The organism is Rhizobium nepotum 39/7 (assembly GCF_000949865.1).
Taxonomy (GTDB): domain Bacteria; phylum Pseudomonadota; class Alphaproteobacteria; order Rhizobiales; family Rhizobiaceae; genus Agrobacterium; species Agrobacterium nepotum.
In genome coordinates this window covers 27,839-46,542 of record NZ_JWJH01000008.1, presented here as the reverse complement: position 1 = coordinate 46,542, position 18,704 = coordinate 27,839, and the positions used below count along the sequence as shown (strand labels likewise).

The 18,704-nt window shown below is 61.5% G+C and carries 15 protein-coding genes; 13 read left to right on the top strand and 2 right to left on the bottom strand.

Annotated elements, in window-relative coordinates; translation table 11 throughout:
* Positions 1–4: 4 nt before the first annotated feature.
* The 5 genes from RS75_RS10150 (at position 5) to purU (ending at position 6,137) form a co-directional block, all read left to right on the top strand.
* Positions 5–322: a sarcosine oxidase subunit delta gene (locus RS75_RS10150; RefSeq protein WP_045019957.1), complete on the top strand. Its 318-nt coding sequence runs from the start codon at positions 5–7 to the stop codon at positions 320–322.
* The gene (locus tag RS75_RS10145) at positions 319–3,309 is read left to right on the top strand and encodes a sarcosine oxidase subunit alpha (protein WP_045019955.1); all 2,991 of its coding nucleotides are present in this window, start codon (positions 319–321) and stop codon (positions 3,307–3,309) included. Before RS75_RS10150 ends, RS75_RS10145 begins: the two co-directional genes overlap by 4 nt.
* Positions 3,310–3,322: 13 nt before the next feature.
* Complete coding sequence (gene soxG, locus RS75_RS10140; RefSeq protein WP_045020206.1) at positions 3,323–3,877, top strand: sarcosine oxidase subunit gamma family protein; 555 nt, start codon at positions 3,323–3,325, stop codon at positions 3,875–3,877.
* A gap of 17 nt (positions 3,878–3,894) precedes the next feature.
* Positions 3,895–5,163: a serine hydroxymethyltransferase gene (gene glyA / locus RS75_RS10135; protein WP_045019954.1), complete on the top strand. Its 1,269-nt coding sequence runs from the start codon at positions 3,895–3,897 to the stop codon at positions 5,161–5,163.
* A gap of 104 nt (positions 5,164–5,267) precedes the next feature.
* Complete coding sequence (gene purU, locus RS75_RS10130) at positions 5,268–6,137, top strand: formyltetrahydrofolate deformylase (RefSeq protein ID WP_407691532.1); 870 nt, start codon at positions 5,268–5,270, stop codon at positions 6,135–6,137.
* Between the two features lie 234 nt (positions 6,138–6,371).
* Here purU and RS75_RS10125 read toward each other — a convergent pair whose 3' ends face one another.
* Both RS75_RS10125 and RS75_RS10120 read right to left on the bottom strand, forming a co-directional pair.
* On the bottom strand, positions 6,372–8,285 hold the full coding sequence (locus RS75_RS10125; protein WP_045019950.1) for a PhoX family protein: 1,914 nt from the start codon (positions 8,283–8,285) through the stop codon (positions 6,372–6,374).
* 288 nt (positions 8,286–8,573) lie between these two features.
* Positions 8,574–9,761, bottom strand: a complete 1,188-nt coding sequence (locus RS75_RS10120) for an acyl-CoA dehydrogenase (protein WP_045019947.1) — start codon at positions 9,759–9,761, stop codon at positions 8,574–8,576.
* A 96-nt stretch (positions 9,762–9,857) separates the two neighbouring features.
* Between RS75_RS10120 and RS75_RS10115 the strand changes: the two genes are divergently transcribed.
* The 8 genes from RS75_RS10115 to RS75_RS10080 all read left to right on the top strand — a co-directional run bounded on the left by RS75_RS10115 (position 9,858) and on the right by RS75_RS10080 (position 18,610).
* Positions 9,858–10,778: a LysR family transcriptional regulator gene (locus tag RS75_RS10115; protein ID WP_045019945.1), complete on the top strand. Its 921-nt coding sequence runs from the start codon at positions 9,858–9,860 to the stop codon at positions 10,776–10,778.
* 136 nt (positions 10,779–10,914) lie between these two features.
* Positions 10,915–11,982, top strand: a complete 1,068-nt coding sequence (locus RS75_RS10110; protein WP_045019943.1) for a LacI family DNA-binding transcriptional regulator — start codon at positions 10,915–10,917, stop codon at positions 11,980–11,982.
* Complete coding sequence (locus tag RS75_RS10105) at positions 11,979–13,001, top strand: ABC transporter substrate-binding protein (protein ID WP_045019942.1); 1,023 nt, start codon at positions 11,979–11,981, stop codon at positions 12,999–13,001. The genes RS75_RS10110 and RS75_RS10105 overlap by 4 nt, the downstream gene beginning before the upstream one ends.
* Positions 13,002–13,272: 271 nt before the next feature.
* Complete coding sequence (locus RS75_RS10100) at positions 13,273–14,100, top strand: ABC transporter permease (RefSeq protein WP_045019940.1); 828 nt, start codon at positions 13,273–13,275, stop codon at positions 14,098–14,100.
* On the top strand, positions 14,097–14,876 hold the full coding sequence (locus tag RS75_RS10095; RefSeq protein ID WP_045019321.1) for an ABC transporter permease: 780 nt from the start codon (positions 14,097–14,099) through the stop codon (positions 14,874–14,876). The genes RS75_RS10100 and RS75_RS10095 overlap by 4 nt, the downstream gene beginning before the upstream one ends.
* On the top strand, positions 14,869–15,894 hold the full coding sequence (locus RS75_RS10090; RefSeq protein WP_045019938.1) for an ABC transporter ATP-binding protein: 1,026 nt from the start codon (positions 14,869–14,871) through the stop codon (positions 15,892–15,894). The genes RS75_RS10095 and RS75_RS10090 overlap by 8 nt, the downstream gene beginning before the upstream one ends.
* Before the next feature lie 2 nt (positions 15,895–15,896).
* Positions 15,897–16,820: a nucleoside hydrolase gene (locus RS75_RS10085; protein ID WP_045019937.1), complete on the top strand. Its 924-nt coding sequence runs from the start codon at positions 15,897–15,899 to the stop codon at positions 16,818–16,820.
* The gene (locus RS75_RS10080; protein WP_045019935.1) at positions 16,817–18,610 is read left to right on the top strand and encodes an adenine deaminase; all 1,794 of its coding nucleotides are present in this window, start codon (positions 16,817–16,819) and stop codon (positions 18,608–18,610) included. The genes RS75_RS10085 and RS75_RS10080 overlap by 4 nt, the downstream gene beginning before the upstream one ends.
* The last annotated feature ends 94 nt before the right edge of the window (positions 18,611–18,704 follow it).

Here is an 18,704-nt window from a genome sequence, read left to right as displayed (position 1 = left end):
ACCCATGCTGCTGATCCGTTGCCCCTATTGCCACGAAACGCTGCCCGAGGCCGAATTCACCTATGCCGGGCAGGCCCATATCACCCGTGTGACCGATCCGTCGTCGCAGACCGACGCGCAGTGGGAGGAGTTCCTGTTCATCCGGGAAAACGCCAAGGGACCGCATTTCGAACGCTGGCGGCACCTGCATGGCTGCGGCCGCTTCTTCAACGCCGTGCGCGACACGGTGAGCGACCGTTTCCTGACGACCTACCGGGCGGGCGAACCTCGCCCTGAGCTTGCCTCCCTTTCCAATATTGCCAGCTCCGAGGTGTCGAAATGAACTCCTATCGCGTTTCCGGCCGTGGCCGGGTGGATGCCGCCCAGCCGGTGATCTTCACCTTCGATGGCAAGATCTATCGCGGCGTAAAGGGCGATACCGTCGCCTCCGCACTTCTGGCCAACGGCGTACATCTGATGGGCCGCTCGTTCAAATACCACCGCCCGCGCGGCCCTGTAGCGGCGGGTTCCGAGGAGCCGAATGCGCTGATCGGCACCCGTCGCGGTTCCGGCCGGTTCGAGCCGAACACCCGCGCCACGGTGCAGGAAATCTGGAACGGGCTGGAAACCAACTCGCAGAATAAATATCCGAGCCTGAAATTCGACGTGGGCGCGGTCAACGACATGGCCTATATGCTGTTTTCGGCGGGCTTCTATTACAAGACCTTCATGTGGCCGAAGAGCTTCTGGAACAAGGTCTATGAGCCCTTCATTCGCGCGGCGGCCGGTCTCGGCGTCTCGCCCACCGAAGAAGACCCCGATACCTATGCCTCGCGCAACCTGCATTGCGACGTGCTGATCGTCGGCGCCGGTCCCGCAGGTCTGAGCGCCGCGCGCGCGGCGGCGGTCGATGGCCTCAAGGTCGTTCTGGTCGATGAAAATGCAGAAGCCGGGGGCACCTTGTTGTCCGAGCCGCAGGCGCTGATCAACGGCCAGCCGGCATGGAACTGGCTTGCGGACGAGTTGAGGGCGCTGAAGGATCTCGGCGTCAGGATCATGACCCGCACGACGGCGATTGCCTATTACCACCAGAACATGATCGGCCTCTGCGAAAAGCTGACAGACCATCTCGAAACGCTGCCGCAGGATGTGCCGCGCGAACGCCTGTGGCGGGTCCGTGCCCGCCATGTGGTGCTGGCGCAGGGTGCGCTCGAAAAGCCGCTGGTCTTCCATGGCAACGACCGGCCGGGCGTGATGCTGGCGGGCTCCGCCCAGACCTATCTGAACCGCTATGGCGTCAGGGTCGGCAACAGTCCGGTGGTGGTGACGAGCCATGACAGCGCCTGGTATGCGGCGTTCGATCTGCAAGGAGCAGGCGCGCGGGTTCAGGCGATTGTCGATACCCGCGCTCAGGTGCGGGAAGAGCTGGTGAACGAGGCCCGCGCGCTCGGCATTCCGGTGCGGCTGTCGCACACGGTCACGGCGACTTCGGGGCGGCTGCGTGTCAAATCGATCCGCGTTAACCCGGTCAATGGATCCATGGTCGGTGTGGGGCAGGAAATCGCCTGTGACGCGGTGCTGATGTCGGGCGGCTGGACGCCGTCACTGCATCTGTTTTCCCACACGCAGGGCAAGATTGCCTGGGATGACGAACGGACGACCTTCCTGCCGGCCACGACCAATGAGGATTGCGCGATTGCCGGTGCCGGGCGCGGGCTTTGGGGCATTGCGGCGGCGCTGAATGATGGCGCCGAACAGGGCCGAAAGATCGCTGCGGCGCTCGGCAAGACGGGCGATGCCAGCAATTATTCGGTGGAGCACGACCGCACCGGTAGCGGCGTATCGCTGACCGAACTGCCGAGCGATCGCGATGCCGGCAAGGCCAAGTCTTTCGTCGATTACCAGAACGACGTGACCGCCAAGGATCTGCGGCTGGCCGTGCGCGAGGGCATGCGCTCGATCGAGCACGTCAAGCGCTACACCACCAACGGCATGGCGACCGATCAGGGCAAGATGTCCAACATCAACGGCCTGAACATCGCTGCCGAAGCGCTCGGCAAGCGCCAGCCGGAAGTGGGCCTGACCACCTTCCGGCCACCCTATACGCCGACGACATTCGGAGCCTTCGCCGGGTATCATCGCGGCCAGCATTTCGAGGTGACCCGCAAGACGCAGATCGACCCGTGGGCGGAAGTGCATGGCGCGGTTTACGAGCCGGTCGGCCAATGGCGTCGCGCCTGGTATTTCCCCAAACCGGGCGAGGATATGGACGCCGCCGTCGGTCGCGAATGCCGCGCGGTGCGGGAAAGCCTCGGCATGTTCGACGCTTCGACGCTCGGCAAGATCGAGGTCGTCGGTCCCGATGCGGTCGAGTTCATGAACCGCATGTACACCAACCCATGGTCGAAACTTGCGCCGGGCCGCTGCCGCTACGGCCTGTTGCTGGGCGATGACGGTTTCATCCGTGACGACGGCGTCATCGGCCGCATGACCGAGGATCGCTTCCATGTCACCACCACCACCGGCGGTGCCGCGCGGGTGATGAACATGATGGAGGATTACCTCCAGACCGAATGGCCCGATCTCAACGTCTGGCTGACCTCCACCACCGAGCAATGGTCGACCATTGCGCTGAACGGCCCGAATGCGGCAAAGCTGCTCGCGCCGCTGGTCGAAGGCATCGAGCTGACGGAAGAGGCTTTCCCGCACATGTCCTGCGCGGAATGCACGGTGGCCGGAATACCGGCGCGGCTGTTCCGGGTCTCGTTCACCGGCGAGATCGGTTTCGAGGTCAACGTGCCGGCCCCGCTTGGCCACAAACTCTGGGAAACCCTGTGGGAAGCCGGCCAGCAATACGGCATCACGCCCTACGGGACCGAGACCATGCATGTGCTGCGTGCCGAAAAGGGTTACATCATCGTCGGTCAGGACACCGACGGCACCGTCACGCCGTATGATGCCGCGATGGGCTGGGCCGTGGGCAAGACCAAGCCGGATTTCGTCGGCAAGCGCGGTCTGGCGCGTCCAGATCTCGTCGCCAAGGGCCGCAGGCATCTCGTCGGCCTTCTGACCGAGGATCGTTCGAAGCTGGAAGAGGGCGCGCAGATCGTCTTTGATCCGAAACAGCCGATCCCGATGAAGATGGTAGGTCATGTCACCTCGTCCTACCATTCGGACGCGGCCGGCCAGCCGATTGCGCTGGCGCTGGTCGAAGGCGGCCACGAGCGGATGGGCGAGACCGTCTACATTCCTATGCCAGAGCGTACCATTGCCGCGAAAATCACCGGCATGGTGTTTGTCGATCCCGAAAACACCCGCCTGAAAATCTGACCCGGAGATGAAAATGAATATGCGCGTTTCCTCCCCCGCTTCTGGCATTCTGGCCGAAAGCAAAGCCGCCCGGGTCAGCATCGTGGCCGCGCAAGGGCGACTGTCGCTGCGCGCGCGCGGCGATCTGGCACCGCTGAACGCCGCCCTCGGTCTCACCTTGCCGGACCGGATCGGTGCCCGTGCCTCTGCTGGCGAAACTGAGGCCGTGTGCCTCGGTCCGGACGAATGGACGATCCTTACCCCTGTCGGTGAAATCGATAGACTGATCGCGGCCTGCGCGGGCGTCTATGCCGGCCACCCGCACAGCCTTGCCGATATTTCCGGACGGGAGTTGACGCTCTCGATCGAAGGGCCGCAGGCCGCTGAACTCTTGACGCTCGGCTGCGCCCGCGACATCGACACCATTCCGGTCGGGCAAGCGCGCCGAACGATTTTCGACGGCGTGACCGTGGTGCTGTGGCGCGATGCGCCTGACCGGTTCCGCATGGATATCTGGAACAGTTTCGCGCCGCATCTTGGCCATTTGCTTGAAACCGGCTGCAAGGAACTTGCCGCCGAAACCGCCTGATCCTGGAGGAGAAAACAATGCTCAACCGTCTGTCACACAACGCCGTTTCCGATACGGTGATTGCCGATGCCATCGCCGAGGAACTCGATCGTCAGAAGACCCAGATCGAACTGATCGCTTCGGAGAACATCGTTTCCAACGATGTTCTTATCGCTCAAGGGTCGGTGCTGACCAACAAATATGCCGAGGGTTATCCGGGCAAGCGTTATTACGGCGGCTGCGAATTCGTCGACAAGGTCGAACAGGTCGCCATCGACCGGCTGAAGCAGCTGTTCGGCGCGGAATTCGCCAATGTGCAGCCGCATTCGGGCGCGCAGGCCAATCAGGCGGTGTTTCTGGCGCTTCTTCAGCCCGGCGACCGTATCATGGGACTTTCGCTGGCCCATGGCGGTCACCTGACCCACGGTTCGCCGGTGACCATGTCGGGCAAGTGGTTCGATGTCGTCTCCTATGAGGTCGATGCCGAGACGCATCTGATCGACATGGAAAAGGTGCGTGCAAAGGCACTGGAAACGAAGCCGAAGCTGATTATCGCAGGCGCCTCGGCCTATCCGCGCCAGATCGATTTCGCCGGTTTCCGCAAGATCGCCGACGAGGTAGGCGCCTATCTGATGGTCGACATGGCCCACTATGCCGGTCTGATCGCCGGCGGCAAATATCCGAACCCAGTGCCGCATGCCCACGTCGTCACCTCCACCACCCACAAGACCCTGCGCGGCCCGCGTGGCGGCTTTATCCTGACCAATGACGCGGATCTGGCGAAAAAGCTGAACTCGGCCGTCTTCCCCGGCAATCAGGGCGGCCCCCTGATGCATGTCATCGCCGCCAAGGCCGTGGCCTTCGGTGAAGCGCTGCGCCCGGATTTCGCCGATTACGCCGGTCAGGTCATTGCCAATGCTCAGGCTCTGGCCAAAGTGTTGACGGATGGCGGACTGGGGATCGTTTCTGGTGGAACCGACAGCCACATGGTTCTGGTCGATCTGCGTCCGAAGGGCGTCACCGGCAAGGTTGCCGAAATCGCACTGGAGCGGGCAGGCCTTACCTGCAACAAGAACGCTATCCCGAACGATCCTGAAAAGCCCTTCGTCACCTCGGGCGTCCGGCTCGGCAGCTCGGCCGGCACCACGCGCGGTTTCGGTGAAGCCGAGTTCGAGAAGATCGGTACGCTGATCCTGCGCGTCATCGACGCGCTGGCCGTCAACGCCGAAGGCGACGCCGCAGTCGAAGCCGAAGTGCGGGCCGAGGTTGCAGCACTTTGCGACGCTTTTCCGATTTACGGCGCGTAACACGCCGTTATCGGTCTCATCAGCCATGATCGGGCAGGGTGGCATCGCCGCCAATCTGCCCGATCGCTGATCCATCAAGGGAGCAGGATTTGAGCAGCTATGTCATGAAAGTCTCGTGCCCGGCACGCAGCGGCATCGTCGCCGCCGTATCCGGATATCTCGCGCGATCGGGTTGCAACATCAACGACAGTTCGCAATTCACCGATCTGGAGACGGGCCGCTTTTTCATGCGGCTGAGCTTCGTTTCGGAAGAGGGGCTGGAACCCGCTGCTCTGGTTGCCGGGTTTGCTTCCGCCGCTGCCGATTTCGACATGGAATACGATATCCACGATCTCTCGCGGAAAACGAAAGTCGTGATCATGGTGTCACGCTTCGGCCATTGCCTGAACGATCTGCTGTATCGTTCCCACATCGGCGCGCTGCCCGTCGAGATCGTCGCCGTGATCTCCAATCACCTCGAATATCAGAAGCAGGTGGTGAACGAGGATATTCCCTTTCACCACATCCGCGTCACGCCGGAGACGAAACCGGAGGCCGAGGCGGCGATCCTGCAGGTGGTGCGCGATGCAGGTGCGGAACTCGTGGTGCTGGCGCGCTACATGCAGGTTCTGTCGGACCGGCTCTGCCAGGAAATGTCTGGCCGTATCATCAACATCCATCACTCCTTCCTGCCGTCCTTCAAGGGTGCCAACCCTTACAAGCAGGCCTATGAGCGCGGCGTGCGGCTGATCGGCGCGACCGCCCACTACGTCACCGCCGACCTCGATGAAGGCCCGATCATCGAGCAGGACACGATCCGCGTCACCCATGCCCAGAGCGGTATGGATTATGTGAGCCTTGGGCGCGACGTTGAAAGCCAGGTTCTCGCGCGCGCCATCCATGCCCATATTCACCACCGGGTCTTCCTGAATGGAAACCGGACCGTGGTGTTTCCCGCTTCGCCGGGAGAATATGTGTCCGAGCGGATGGGTTAAGGTTAGGTCGCGGTTGCGGGTATCACAACCGATCCGGTGAATAGATGGTGTAGAATCCGGCCCTGTGATTGGCAATCTCCGGCGGCGCGATGCGGCACTCCCGCTATGCCGGAAAACGAAGTCTCGACATGGCCTGCTACGCAAAACGCCGTGCGCCTTTTCAGGCGCACGGCGCTCTCAATCGTGAAACCGGATCGCCGTATGCCGCAACCCGGTTCCGTTTGTGCCGATGCGTCAGCCGATCCGCGCGTTGTCGTCACGCTTGATGGCGATGAGCGCCGAGCGCGGCAGCTTGCCTTCGCCGTCCGGGAAGGGGGCGTCGGGGTGCTGGATGCCGACGAAGTGGGTGCGCTTGTCGCCGGACCATGTCTGGCCGGTAACTTCGGAACCCTTCGGCGCGGTCAGGAAGCGCTCGATACGGCCGGTGGCCGGATCACCTGCCAGCATCTGGTTGTTGCCCTGGCCGGCGAAGTTGCCTTCATTGCTGTCCTCGCCGTCGGTCTGGATCCAGAGGAGACCGGTACTGTCGAACATCATGCCATCGGGCGAGTTGAACATGTTGCCTTCGTTGATGTTCGAAGAGCCGGCATAGGCATCCTTGTGAACGGAAGGGTTGCCGGCCATGCAGAACAGATCCCACTTGAATTTGCCGTCCGCATGGTCGTCGTTTTCCGGATACCAGCGCACGATCTGGCCGTATTCGTTCTTCTCGCGCGGGTTGGCGGCATTGACGGCCATGGCGTCACCGCCGGCATTGGCGCGCAGCTTGCCGTCCTTGACTTCGCCGCGACGGCTATTGTTGGTGAGCGCACAATAGGCTTCGATCGCGACCGGGTTGATGGCGACCCATTCCGGGCGGTCCATAGTCGTTGCACCCACCTTGGAAGCGGCCTGACGGGTGAAGACGTAGATCTCGTCGATCTTCATGCCCGTGGTTTCAGGCGTCAGAGCCAGCCATTCGCCAGCGCCGTCGTCCGAGAATTTCGCAACGTGGAGCGTGCCTTCGTCGAGCAGCTTCGAGGTGTCGCCACCTGGAACATAGATGCCGTTGGAGACGAATTTGTAGAGGAATTCGCCACGCTCGTCGTCGCCCATGTAAACGACCACGCGGCCGTCACGGGCCACCACCACAGCGGCGTTTTCGTGCTTGATGCGGCCAAGTGCGGTGCGCTTGATCGGGGTGGAGGAGGCGTCCGAAGGGTCGATCTCGACGACGTAACCTGCACGGCGCGGCTCGTTCGGGTTCTTGGCGACGTCGAAGCGTTCGTCGAACTTCTCATAGGCGTAACGGGTCTCGGCGACGATGCCGTAGCGCTTGTAGTCATCCGGCAGCTTGAAGGCGGCGTCGGTGGTGCCGAAATAGCCGTTGAAGTTTTCTTCGCAGGTGAGGTAGGTGCCCCACGGCGTGCGGCCGGCTCCGCAATTGTTGAACGTCCCGAGACAGTCGATACCCTTCGGATCGGCGGCGGTCTTGACGAGATCGGAGCCTGCGGCCGGGCCGGAAAGCTTCATCGGCGTGTTGTGATGGATGCGGCGGTTGAACGGGCTGTCGAGAACGATTTCCCAGCCTTGGGTCCCTTCCGCGACTTCCATGACGGTGACGCCCTGCATGTTCTGCAGGATCTTCACGTCTTCGGCCGTCTTCGGATTGCCCTTTTCGGCATGCGGCAGGTTGATTTCCGGGTTCACATATTCGTGGTTGACGGCGATCAGCTGGTGGCTGCCGACCATGAACAGTTCCATGCCATCGGTGTTTTCGCCGAAGACCTTGTCGGAGTTTTCAACGCTGACACCCTTGGCGGGGTCGAGATCGGGAACCTTGGAGAAAAGCGGCTGACCCCATTTGGCCACCGGCTTCCAGCTGTAGCCTTCCGGCACATGGATGGTGTGGTCGGTCGCAGCAGCAACAGGCTTGAAGGGGAAGCGGCCGGCGGCGGCTTCCTGCGCCTCAGCCGAAGTGCTGGTCATCAGGTTGCCGAGCGTGCCCAGGGCTGCTGCGGCCGAGCCGAAGGCAAGCACGCCGCCGAGAAAGCCGCGTCGGGAAATGGCGGCTTCGACCACACGGTCGAAATCGGTTTCGGCCGGCGGCGGGTTTTGCAACTCGTCCCACTCGTCCCAAGAAAGCTTGCTCGTATCGATGTCGGTCATATTGTATCTCCACCGTTGCGTGTCTGGAATCATTCCAACAAGCTGCGTACCGTTTCTGTGTTGCACTCGGATGACGGGAAGAAGGCTCTAATTTTCATTTTTCGGCGGACCGCATGCGGTGAGGCTGACCGGCGGTCCGGGCGTCGGTGTCAGGGGTACATTCCCAACGGTAGCCTGAGTTGAAAAGCAAAGAGACCTCCGAAACGATATTCGGAGGTCTCGGACTTCTGGCAAACTTGCCTCACACTCATTGCCATCTTCGGGTCTGTCCCGAAGATCCAGCCGGCTTCAGAAAAACGCCTGGATGCCCGTCTGCGCTCGGCCGAGGATCAGCGCGTGGACGTCATGCGTGCCCTCATAGGTATTGACCGTTTCGAGGTTCTGGGCGTGGCGCATGACGTGATATTCGATCTGGATGCCGTTGCCGCCGTGCATGTCGCGGGCCTGGCGGGCGATATCCAGCGCCTTGCCGCAATTGTTGCGCTTGATGATGGAGATCATTTCCGGCGCCATCCTGTGCTCGTCCATCAGCCGGCCGACCCGCAGGGAGGCTTGAAGGCCAAGGGCGATTTCGGTCTGCATGTCGGCGAGCTTTTTCTGGTAAAGCTGCATGCCGGCCAGCGGCTTGCCGAACTGCTTGCGGTCGAGGCCATATTGCAGGGCGCGGAACCAGCAATCTTCGGCAGCGCCCATCACGCCCCAGGAAATGCCGTAGCGGGCGCGGTTGAGGCAGCCGAACGGGCCTTTCAGGCCGGAAACATTGGGCAGCAGCGCGTCTTCGCCGACTTCCACACCGTCCATGACGATTTCGCCTGTTATGGAGGCGCGCAGCGAAAGCTTGCCGCCGATCTTGGGGGCGGAGAGACCCTTCATGCCCTTTTCCAGCACGAAACCCCGGATCTGGTTGTCATGGGCTTCCGATTTTGCCCAGACGACGAAGACGTCGGCGATCGGCGCGTTGGAAATCCACATCTTCGAACCGCGCAGGCGATAACCGCCCGCGATCTTTTCAGCGCGGGTCTTCATGCCACCCGGATCGGAGCCGGCATCCGGCTCCGTCAGGCCGAAACAGCCGATCAATTCGCCGGAGACGAGGCCGGGCAGATATTTTTTCTTCTGCTCGTCCGAGCCATAGGCGAAGATCGGATGGATGACGAGCGAGGACTGTACGCTCATCATCGAGCGGTAACCGCTGTCGATCCGCTCCACCTCGCGGGCGACGAGACCATAGGCCACGTAGCTGGCATTGGCCGCGCCATATTCTTCCGGCAGCGTAATGCCGAGAAGGCCGGTTCGGCCCATCAGGCGAAACAGCTCCGGTTCGGTGGTTTCGGAGAGATAGGCTTCGGAGACGCGCGGCAAAAGTTCCGATTTGCCGAAGGCGGCGGCGGCGTCGCGGATCATCCGCTCGTCTTCGGTCAGTTGGTCTTCCAGCAGAAAAGGGTCCTGCCAATTGAATGCTGCGCGTTCGCTCACGTTATGCCTCCGGATTTGCTGGCCGGATTATTCGTACTCAACCCTGATAGCACAAGCCATGTTTACTCATTTTTGCATTACATATAGTAATGGCTCATGACGTCTCTCAGCCGCAAACTCCTGCCTTCCACCAGTGCGCTCGCCGCTTTCGATTCCGTTGCACGGCTTGGCAGCTTCTCTGCCGCTGCCGAAGAACTGGCATTGACGCAAGGGGCGATCAGCCGGCAGGTTATGTCATTGGAAGAACAGCTTGGCGTGCGCCTGTTCGAACGTGGCGCCCGCGGCGTGGCGTTGACGACCGAGGGGCGTGCTTACGCAAAATCGATTGCCTCAGCCCTTGGGGAAATACGTTCCGCCTCATTGCAGATCATGACCAAAACGCATGGCAACACGCTCAACCTTGCCATGCTGCCCACATTCGGCACCCGCTGGCTTTTGCCGCGCATTCCCGATTTCGTCTCCAGCCACCCGGAAATCACCATCAACTTCGCCACCCGCATCGGGCAATTCGATTTTGAGCGCGAGCAACTCGATATGGCGATCCATATCGGCCAGGCGGACTGGCCGGGGGCGGAAAGCACCTTTCTGATGCATGAAATGGTTGCGCCGGTTTGCAGTCCCGAATTCCTGAAAGCGCATCCGGTCGAAAAGGGAGAGGATATCGCCGCCCTGCCGCTTCTGCACATGGCCTCGCGGCCGGGTGCATGGGGCCACTGGTTCGAGAGCCTCGGCCTGTCGCTCGCTTTGCCGCAGGGCATGCGGTTCGAGCAGTTTTCCAGCGTGGCGCAGGCCTGCATCGCCGGGCTTGGCGTGGCGCTGATGCCGCTTTTCCTGATCGACAACGAACTGAAATCGCGGCAACTGGTCAAGCCCTTCGATCATCAGGCCCGAAGCCCAAGCTCCTATTACGCCGTCGCACCACTTTCGCGCGCCAATCATGTTCCCGTCGTGCTGTTTCGCGACTGGCTGGTGCGGCAGGTGGAGGCCTATCGTGCGTCGGGTAATCCGCAGCTCTAAAAAAATAATCGCACTTTTTTCGGGCATTTAGACCTTGTGCCTCGGTTTTCGCCCTGTTTTCCCTTTACCCGGACTCGACAGGAGAGTTTCGCTCGACTATCGTGATTAAACGTTTAATCAGCCCTTTCGGACCAACATGGCGTCTTCACGGCCTGCCACCAATCTGAGCGCGATAGCAGCGGCACTCGGCGTGTCGGTAGCAACCGTGTCCAATGCGTTGTCGGGCAAGGGCCGCGTTTCGCCGGAACTGGTGGAGCGCATCCGCAAAACCGCGAGCGAACTCGGTTATGTGCCGAGTTCGGCGGGCAGGGCGCTGCGCACCGGCAAAAGCGGTGTTCTGGGGCTGGTTCTGCCTGACATTGCCAATCCGCTCTTTCCACAGATCGCGCAGGCCATCGAAAAGGCGGCCGTCAATGCCGGTTACGGTGTTCTGATCGCCGACTCGCGCGGCGAGATCGCCATGCAGACAGATGCCATCAACCGGCTGATAGAGCGTGGGGTGGATGGTATGGTCATCGTTCCCCGCCGCGGCACGCGCATTGGCGATGTCGATTGCCCGGTGGCGGTGATCGATAGCCCCTCGACACCAGGAAACACCGTGGCCGCTGACCATTGGGACGGCGGGCGGCAGGTCGGCGAATATCTCGCAGCTCTTGGTCATAACAAGGTGGTGCTGCTCGGCAAGAACCGGGATTCCAACGTGCAGAACGACCGCCTCGGCGGCATTCGCGACGGTCTCGGCAAGGCCTGCGTCACGGAGACGCTGTGGGTGGACGCCATCGAAAAGGCTGATGGCGCGGGTTGCCGGCTTGGCCTTGCCGACGGGGTCGCTGAGGGTTTTACTGCTTTCGCCGCCGTGTCCGACCTGCATGCGCTGCGCGCGCTCACCGAGTTGCAGCGCGAGGGCATAGAGGTGCCGGAAGAGGCGAGTGTCACCGGCTTTGACGATCTGATTTTTTCGGCCGTTGTGACGCCGCCACTGACGACTATGCGCATGGATATGGGCCGCATCGCCGATCTGGCCGTGGACGCGCTGTTGCGCGCGATCGATGCTGATTCCGGTTTCGAAAACGGCTTAGCGGCCGAGGTAACAGCAGAAATCTCGAAAGTACCGATGGCGCTGGTCATGCGCGGCTCCACCGGCAAAAAAAAGCATGATGCGATTGAAGCCAAAAAAACGACAGCAGGAGAACTCACACCATGAAAAAAATCATTCTTGCATCGGGCGCCGCCCTGATGCTGACGATGGGTGCCGCACAGGCGCAGGACAAGACGCTGACGATCTCGGTCTACGCCTTCGCGCAGGACGAATTCAAGGAACTGGTCTATACGCCGTTCGAGAAGCAATGTGGCTGCAAGCTGGTTGTCGAGACCGGCAACAGCGTCGAGCGTCTGGCCAAAATGGAGGCCAACAAGGTCAATCCGGTGGTCGATCTCGCCATCGTCTCCATGGCGGATGCGCTTTCCGCCACCCGCAAGGACCTGATCCAGAAGATCGACGCCGCCAAGGTTGCGAATATCGACAAGCTCTATGACATCGCCAAGGATCCGAACGGCGACGGCATGAGCGTCGGCGTCAACTTCTACGCCACCTCCATCGTCTATCGCACCGACAAGATGAAGATCGATAGCTGGGCCGATCTGCTGAAGGAAGGCGTCGTCGATCACGTCGCCTTCCCGAATGTCACCACCAATCAGGGACCGCCCGCGCTCTACATGCTCGGCAAGGCCATCGGCAAGGACACGCCGGATCTTGCCGGGGCCATCGAGGCTGTGGGTGAAAAGAAGGACGATATCGTCACTTTCTACGTCAAGTCCTCGCAGCTTGTGCAGTTGATGCAGCAGGAAGAAATCTGGGCCGCCCCGATTGGTCGCTTCTCGTGGGCGCCCTTCACCAAGCTCGACCTGCCACTTGCCTGGGCGACACCCAAGGAAGGCCAGACCGGCGGCATGAACGTGCTCGTGGTGCCGAAGGGCACGAAGAACGAGGAGCTTGCGCTGCAATTCATGGATTTCTGGCTTTCGACCGACGTTCAGAAGGCGCTGGCCGAAAAGCTGGTGGACAGCCCGACCAACAAAGAGGTCAAGGTTTCCGACGAGGTGGCGAACAACATCACCTATGGCGACGAAACCGCAAAAAGCCTGCAGCTCATTCCTTCCGACGTGACGCTTGATAACCGCGACAAGTGGCTGTCGGAGTGGAACGCGAAGGTCGGGCAATAGGGGCATGAGCTGGGCGGTATGTACGTGCTGACGCACGTCACCCCCCTCTGTCCTGTCGGACATCTCCCCCACAAGGGGGGAGATCGATCCGGGGCCGCGCCTCATCTTGCTTTGAACGTCGCGATGAAACGGTGTCAGCGCACCCAGCCGATCTCCCCACCTGTGGGGGAGATGCCCGGCAGGGCAGAGGGGGGCAGGCACCCACTGACGCCAAATGAACAAGTCCTCCGTCAAATGTAGTCGGCGGAATTTCAAGACCGGAGAATGCCATATGTTTCAGAACCGGGCCGAAGCGCTGGCGCTTGCCTTGCCCGCCGCGATTTTTGCGGCGGCGGTCTTTCTTGTGCCGGTCTTCATGCTTCTGTCGGAGGGCTTTCACACCACTGACGGCTGGACATTGTCCGCTTACGCCGATTTCTTTTCCGATCCGCTGAACCGGGCGGTTTTCCTGCGCACCCTGAAGCTCGGCGCGCTTGTCACCATCGTATCTGCGGTGGTGGGTTATGCGGCGGCCTTCGCTATCGTTAACCTTCCGTCGGGGTGGAAAGGCCATGTCGTCAATCTGGTCGTGCTGCCGCTGATGATCTCACCGGTTGCCCGCACCTATGCCTGGATCGTCATTCTGGGCAGAACCGGCATCGTCAATCAGGCGCTTCAGGCAGTCGGCCTGAGCGACGCACCGATCCGCATCCTGTTTTCCGAAACGGCTGTTTTTATCGGCCTTCTGCAATTGTTCCTGCCGCTGATGATCATCTCGCTCATCAGCGCGCTGGAGAACATGCCGAAGGATACGATCGCGGCTGCCCGTGTTCTCGGCGCAAACTGGTTTCAGGTGTTCTGGAAAGTCATCCTGCCGCTCACAAAAGAAGGGCTGGTCGTCGGCGGTACGCTGGTCTTCACCGGATCGCTCACGGCCTATATCACGCCCGCCATTCTTGGCGGATCCAAGGTGCTGATGCTGGAAACCCTGCTTTACCAGCAGGTGACGGTCTCCAACAATTTTGTCGCCGCCAGCGTCATCGCCTTCATCCTGATCGTCATGAGCTTTGCCGCCAATATCCTGCTGAAGCGCATCGCCACCGCAAGGAACAAGAAATGACCCGGCAGCTCTTCATTCCGCTCACGCTCCTTCTTGTCGTCGGTTTCCTCATCGGGCCGTTCCTCATCATCGTCGCGGCTTCCTTTTCGGCCGGCGATACGCTTGCCTTTCCGCCACAGGGCTTTTCGCTGAAATGGATCGCGAAGGTCTTCACCGTGGAAAGTTTCCGCGAAAGCTTTGCGATGTCGATGTTCCTTGCCATCGGCGGCACGTTCACGGCGCTCATCCTTGGCATTCCGGCCGCCTACGCCATGTCGCGCTACAAGCTGCCGTTTGCCGAGACGGTGCGCACCATCGTTTCCGCGCCGATCATCGTACCTGGTATCATTGTCGGTCTGGCACTGTTGCGTTATTTCGTCGTGCCCTTCGGCATCGGCATTACGCTTGCCCTGTTTCTCGCCCACACCGCGCTCATCCTGCCCTATGCGGTGCGGGTGGTTTCGGCTAGCCTCAACAATCTGCGCTCGGATATCGAGGAGGCGGCGGTGCTGCTCGGCTCGTCACGCCTTGGCGCATTTTTCCGTGTGGTGCTGCCCAATATTCGCGGCGGCATCCTGTCGGCCTTCATTCTCGGTTTCGTGACGAGTTTCAATCAGGTGCCGGTGTCGCTGTTCCTGTCGGGTCCGGGCGTGCGTACGCTGCCAATCGACATGCTGGGCTACATGGAAATCGTCTTCGATCCGTCTGTTGCCGCACTTTCCTCGCTGCTCGCCTTCCTTTCCATCGGCATCGTCTTTATGGCCGAACGTTTTCTGGGGTTCTCCCGTTATGTCTGACGCAAATTACCTTTCGCTCCAAAAAGTCTCGCTCGCCTATGGCAGCAGCATCGCCGTCAGGGATCTCGACCTTGACATCCGTAAGGGCGAACTTCTCGCCCTGCTGGGTCCTTCCGGCTGCGGCAAGACCACCACGATGCGCGCGATTGCCGGGCTGATGCCGGTGGCGGGCGGTCGCATCGATCTCGATGGCGCCGATATCACCCGTGTCGCGGCCAACAAACGCGCTGTCGGGCTTGTGTTCCAGTCCTATGCGCTTTTCCCGCATCTGACGGTCTACGAAAACGTCGCCTTCGGCCTGAAACTCAAGGGCATGAGCGGCAAGGCGCTGGACGACAAGGTGGCCTCCGGCCTGAAATCGGTCGGGTTGTCGAGCTTCGCTTCGCGCAGGCCGGCAGAGCTTTCCGGCGGGCAGCAGCAGCGTGTGGCGCTGGCGCGCTCCATGGTCATGGAGCCGAAGGTGCTGCTACTGGATGAGCCGTTGTCCAATCTCGACGCGCGGCTCAGGCTTGAAATGCGCACCGAATTGCAGCGTGTGCAGAAGGAAACCGGCGTGACGATGATCTTCGTCACCCATGACCAGATCGAGGCCTTGGCGCTGGCTGACCGCATTGTCGTCATGAAGGGCGGCAAGATCGAGCAGATCGGCACGCCGGAAGACATCTACAATGCGCCGGTTTCCGCCTTCGTGGCGGATTTCGTCGGCTTTGAAAACATCTTCGCGCTGGAAGGCGGCGCGTTGAAAACCGCAAACGGTACAACACCGCTTACCGGACCAGTCCCTTCAGCATCTGGACTGGCCTGGCGGCCGCGCATGGTGACCCTTGGTTCAGGTCCTTTCCAGGGAACCGTGCGCGGCACATCCTTTGCCGGCAACACCCGCGAATATCTGCTCGATACGCCGCTTGGCGCCATCAAGGCGGAAACCGATGCTGCGCTGACCGCCCATACGATCGGTGATACGCTCGCCTTCGACCTGCCGGTCGCAAAGGCGGCAAGCCTGAAGGTGTTTGGCTGATCATGGGTGTATGGATCGATACCGATATGGGCTTTGACGATATCGCCGCCATCATGGTGGTGCAGTCGTCCGGCCTCGTCATTGACGGCATTTCGCTGGTCTTCGGCAATGCGACGCTGGATGCTGTCTGCCGCAACGCCGCCGGGGCAGTCGCTGCCTTCGGCTGGTCGATGCCGATCCATCAGGGTCGTGACATGCCGGTTCTCGGCGCGCTCGAAACCGCTCAGTCTATCCTCGGCGATAGCGGTATTCCGACCGTTGGCCGCAACCTGCCGGATGCGGCACCCTTGCAAAAGAGCGATGCCTTCGTGGCCCTCTGTAATTGGCTGGCGGATGGAACAGGCGAGAAGCGCATCCTCGCGCTCGGCCCGCTTACCAATATCGCCGCACTTTGCCTTGCCCGGCCCGATCTTGCCGCCAGAATTTCCGACCTCACCTGGATGGGTGGCGGCGTGACCAGCGGCAACCACACGGCATCCGCCGAATTCAACGCCTTTGCCGATCCGGAAGCGCTGGCCATCGTGCTTTCCCACGGCCCGCCGCTGCGCATGGTCGATCTGGATGCCTGCCGCGCGGTCACCGCCGCGCCTGCCGACGTGCTGCCGATCCGCGATGCAGGCGGCAAAAATGCCGACTTGATTGCCGATCTGCTGGAAGGCTTCATCGGCATAGCCACAAGGCGCGGCAGACCCGCCATGGCGCTTTATGATCCCGTCGCCGCTATCGGCTTTACCTCCGAGCTCCTCGGCTGGCGGCAAGCGCGGATCGATGTCGAACTTCACGCCTCGCTGACGCGCGGGCGAACCGTGGTGGAGACGCGCGCTGAGAAGGTTACAGCCTTTAACGGGCATTTTGCCGAAACGGTGGATGCCGAAGGCGCAAAGACGGTGATCCTCGATGTGCTGCGCCGGGAGGCTTCCCGATGAATGCGCAATTCCCGATGCGCGAGCCAGCCGATCTCACCGACGATACGCTGCGTACCCGCACCGTTGCCGCTGCGCGCGGCGATGCGCCTTTCGATGTTCTGATTACCGGTGGAACGCTGGTGGATGTGGTGACAGGAGAGCTTCGCGCCGCCGATATCGGCATCGTCGGCCCGCTGATCGCCAGCGTGCACGAACCGGCAAGCCGCAGCGACGCTGTGCGCACAATCGATGCCGCCAACGCCTTTGTCTCCCCTGGCCTGATCGACACGCATATGCACATCGAAAGCTCGATGGTTACGCCGGCGGCCTATGCGGCGGCGGTGGTTGCCCGAGGCGTCACCACCATCGTCTGGGACCCGCATGAATTCGGCAATGTGCACGGCGTCGATGGTGTTCGCTGGGCGGCGAAATCTGTCGAAAATCTGCCCCTGCGCGCCATTCTGCTTGCGCCTTCCTCGGTGCCGTCAGCACCGGGACTGGAGCGCAGCGGCGCGGATTTCGACGCCGCCATCCTCGCCGATATCCTGTCCTGGCCGCAGGTTGGCGGTGTTGCGGAAATCATGAACATGCGCGGCGTCATCGAGCGCGATCCGCGCATGAGCGGCATCGTGCAGGCCGGACTTGTCTCGGAAAAGTTGGTCTGCGGCCATGCGCGCGGACTTGATGGTGCCGATCTCAACGCCTTCATGGCGGCGGGTGTCTCTTCCGATCATGAACTGGTCTCTAGCGAAGACCTGATGACGAAGCTCAGGGCCGGACTGACCATCGAGCTGCGAGGCTCGCACGATCATCTGCTGCCGGAATTCGTGGCGGCGCTCAATGCGCTCGGCCATCTGCCGCAAACGGTGACGCTCTGCACGGACGATGTCTTCCCGGATGACCTTTTGCGGGGCGGCGGGCTGGATGACGTGGTGCGCCGGCTTGTCGGTTACGGCCTGAAACCCGAATGGGCGCTGCGCGCCGCCACCCTCAATGCCGCACACCGGCTCGGTCGTTCCGATCTCGGCCTCATCGCCACCGGTCGTCGTGCCGATATCGCCATCTTCGAGGATTTGAGCGGTTTTTCGGCTCGTCATGTTCTGGCCGGGGGCAGGGCGGTTGCGGAAGGCGGGCGTATGCTCGTTGATGTTCCGGCCTGCGATGCGGCCGCGCTCGAAGGTTCGATGAAACTTTCGCCGCGTAACGCCGATGATTTCCGGGTGGCATCCGAAGGGGTGAAAGTACGCCTCGCCACCATCGATCGCCCGCGCTTCACGCAGTGGGGCGAGGCGGAGGCCGAAGTGAAGGCCGGTTTCGTGGTTCCGCCTGAAGGGGCGACGATGATTTCCGTCACCCACCGCCACGGCAAGGCCGATCCGGTCACCAAAACCGGCTTCCTCACCGGTTGGGGAAACTGGAAAGGGGCCTTTGCCACCACCGTCTCACATGACAGCCACAACCTCACAGTCTTTGGCGGAAACCCGGAAGACATGGCGCTGGCCGCCAATGCGGTGATTGCTGCTGGCGGCGGCATGGCGGTCGCCTCGCAGGGTAAGGTCACCGCGCTGCTCCCGCTCCCGCTCTCCGGCCTCGTTTCCGATGCGCCGCTTGAAGAAGTGGCCAGGGGCTTTGAAAAACTGCGCGCCGCCGTCGGCGAAGTGGTCGAATGGCAGCCACCCTATCTCGTCTTCAAAGCCTGCTTTGGCGCCACGCTCGCCTGCAACATCGGCCCGCACCAGACGGATATGGGCATCGCCGACGTGCTGACGGGAAGGGTGATGGAAAGCCCGGTGCTTGCTGTGGTCGGATAGACCAGGGCCAAGCGTTGCCAAAAAACCGATATATTGCTAAATCCAACCCCTGTTTGCCTGTCGCTATATATGGATGTTGAACATGGGTGCCTCG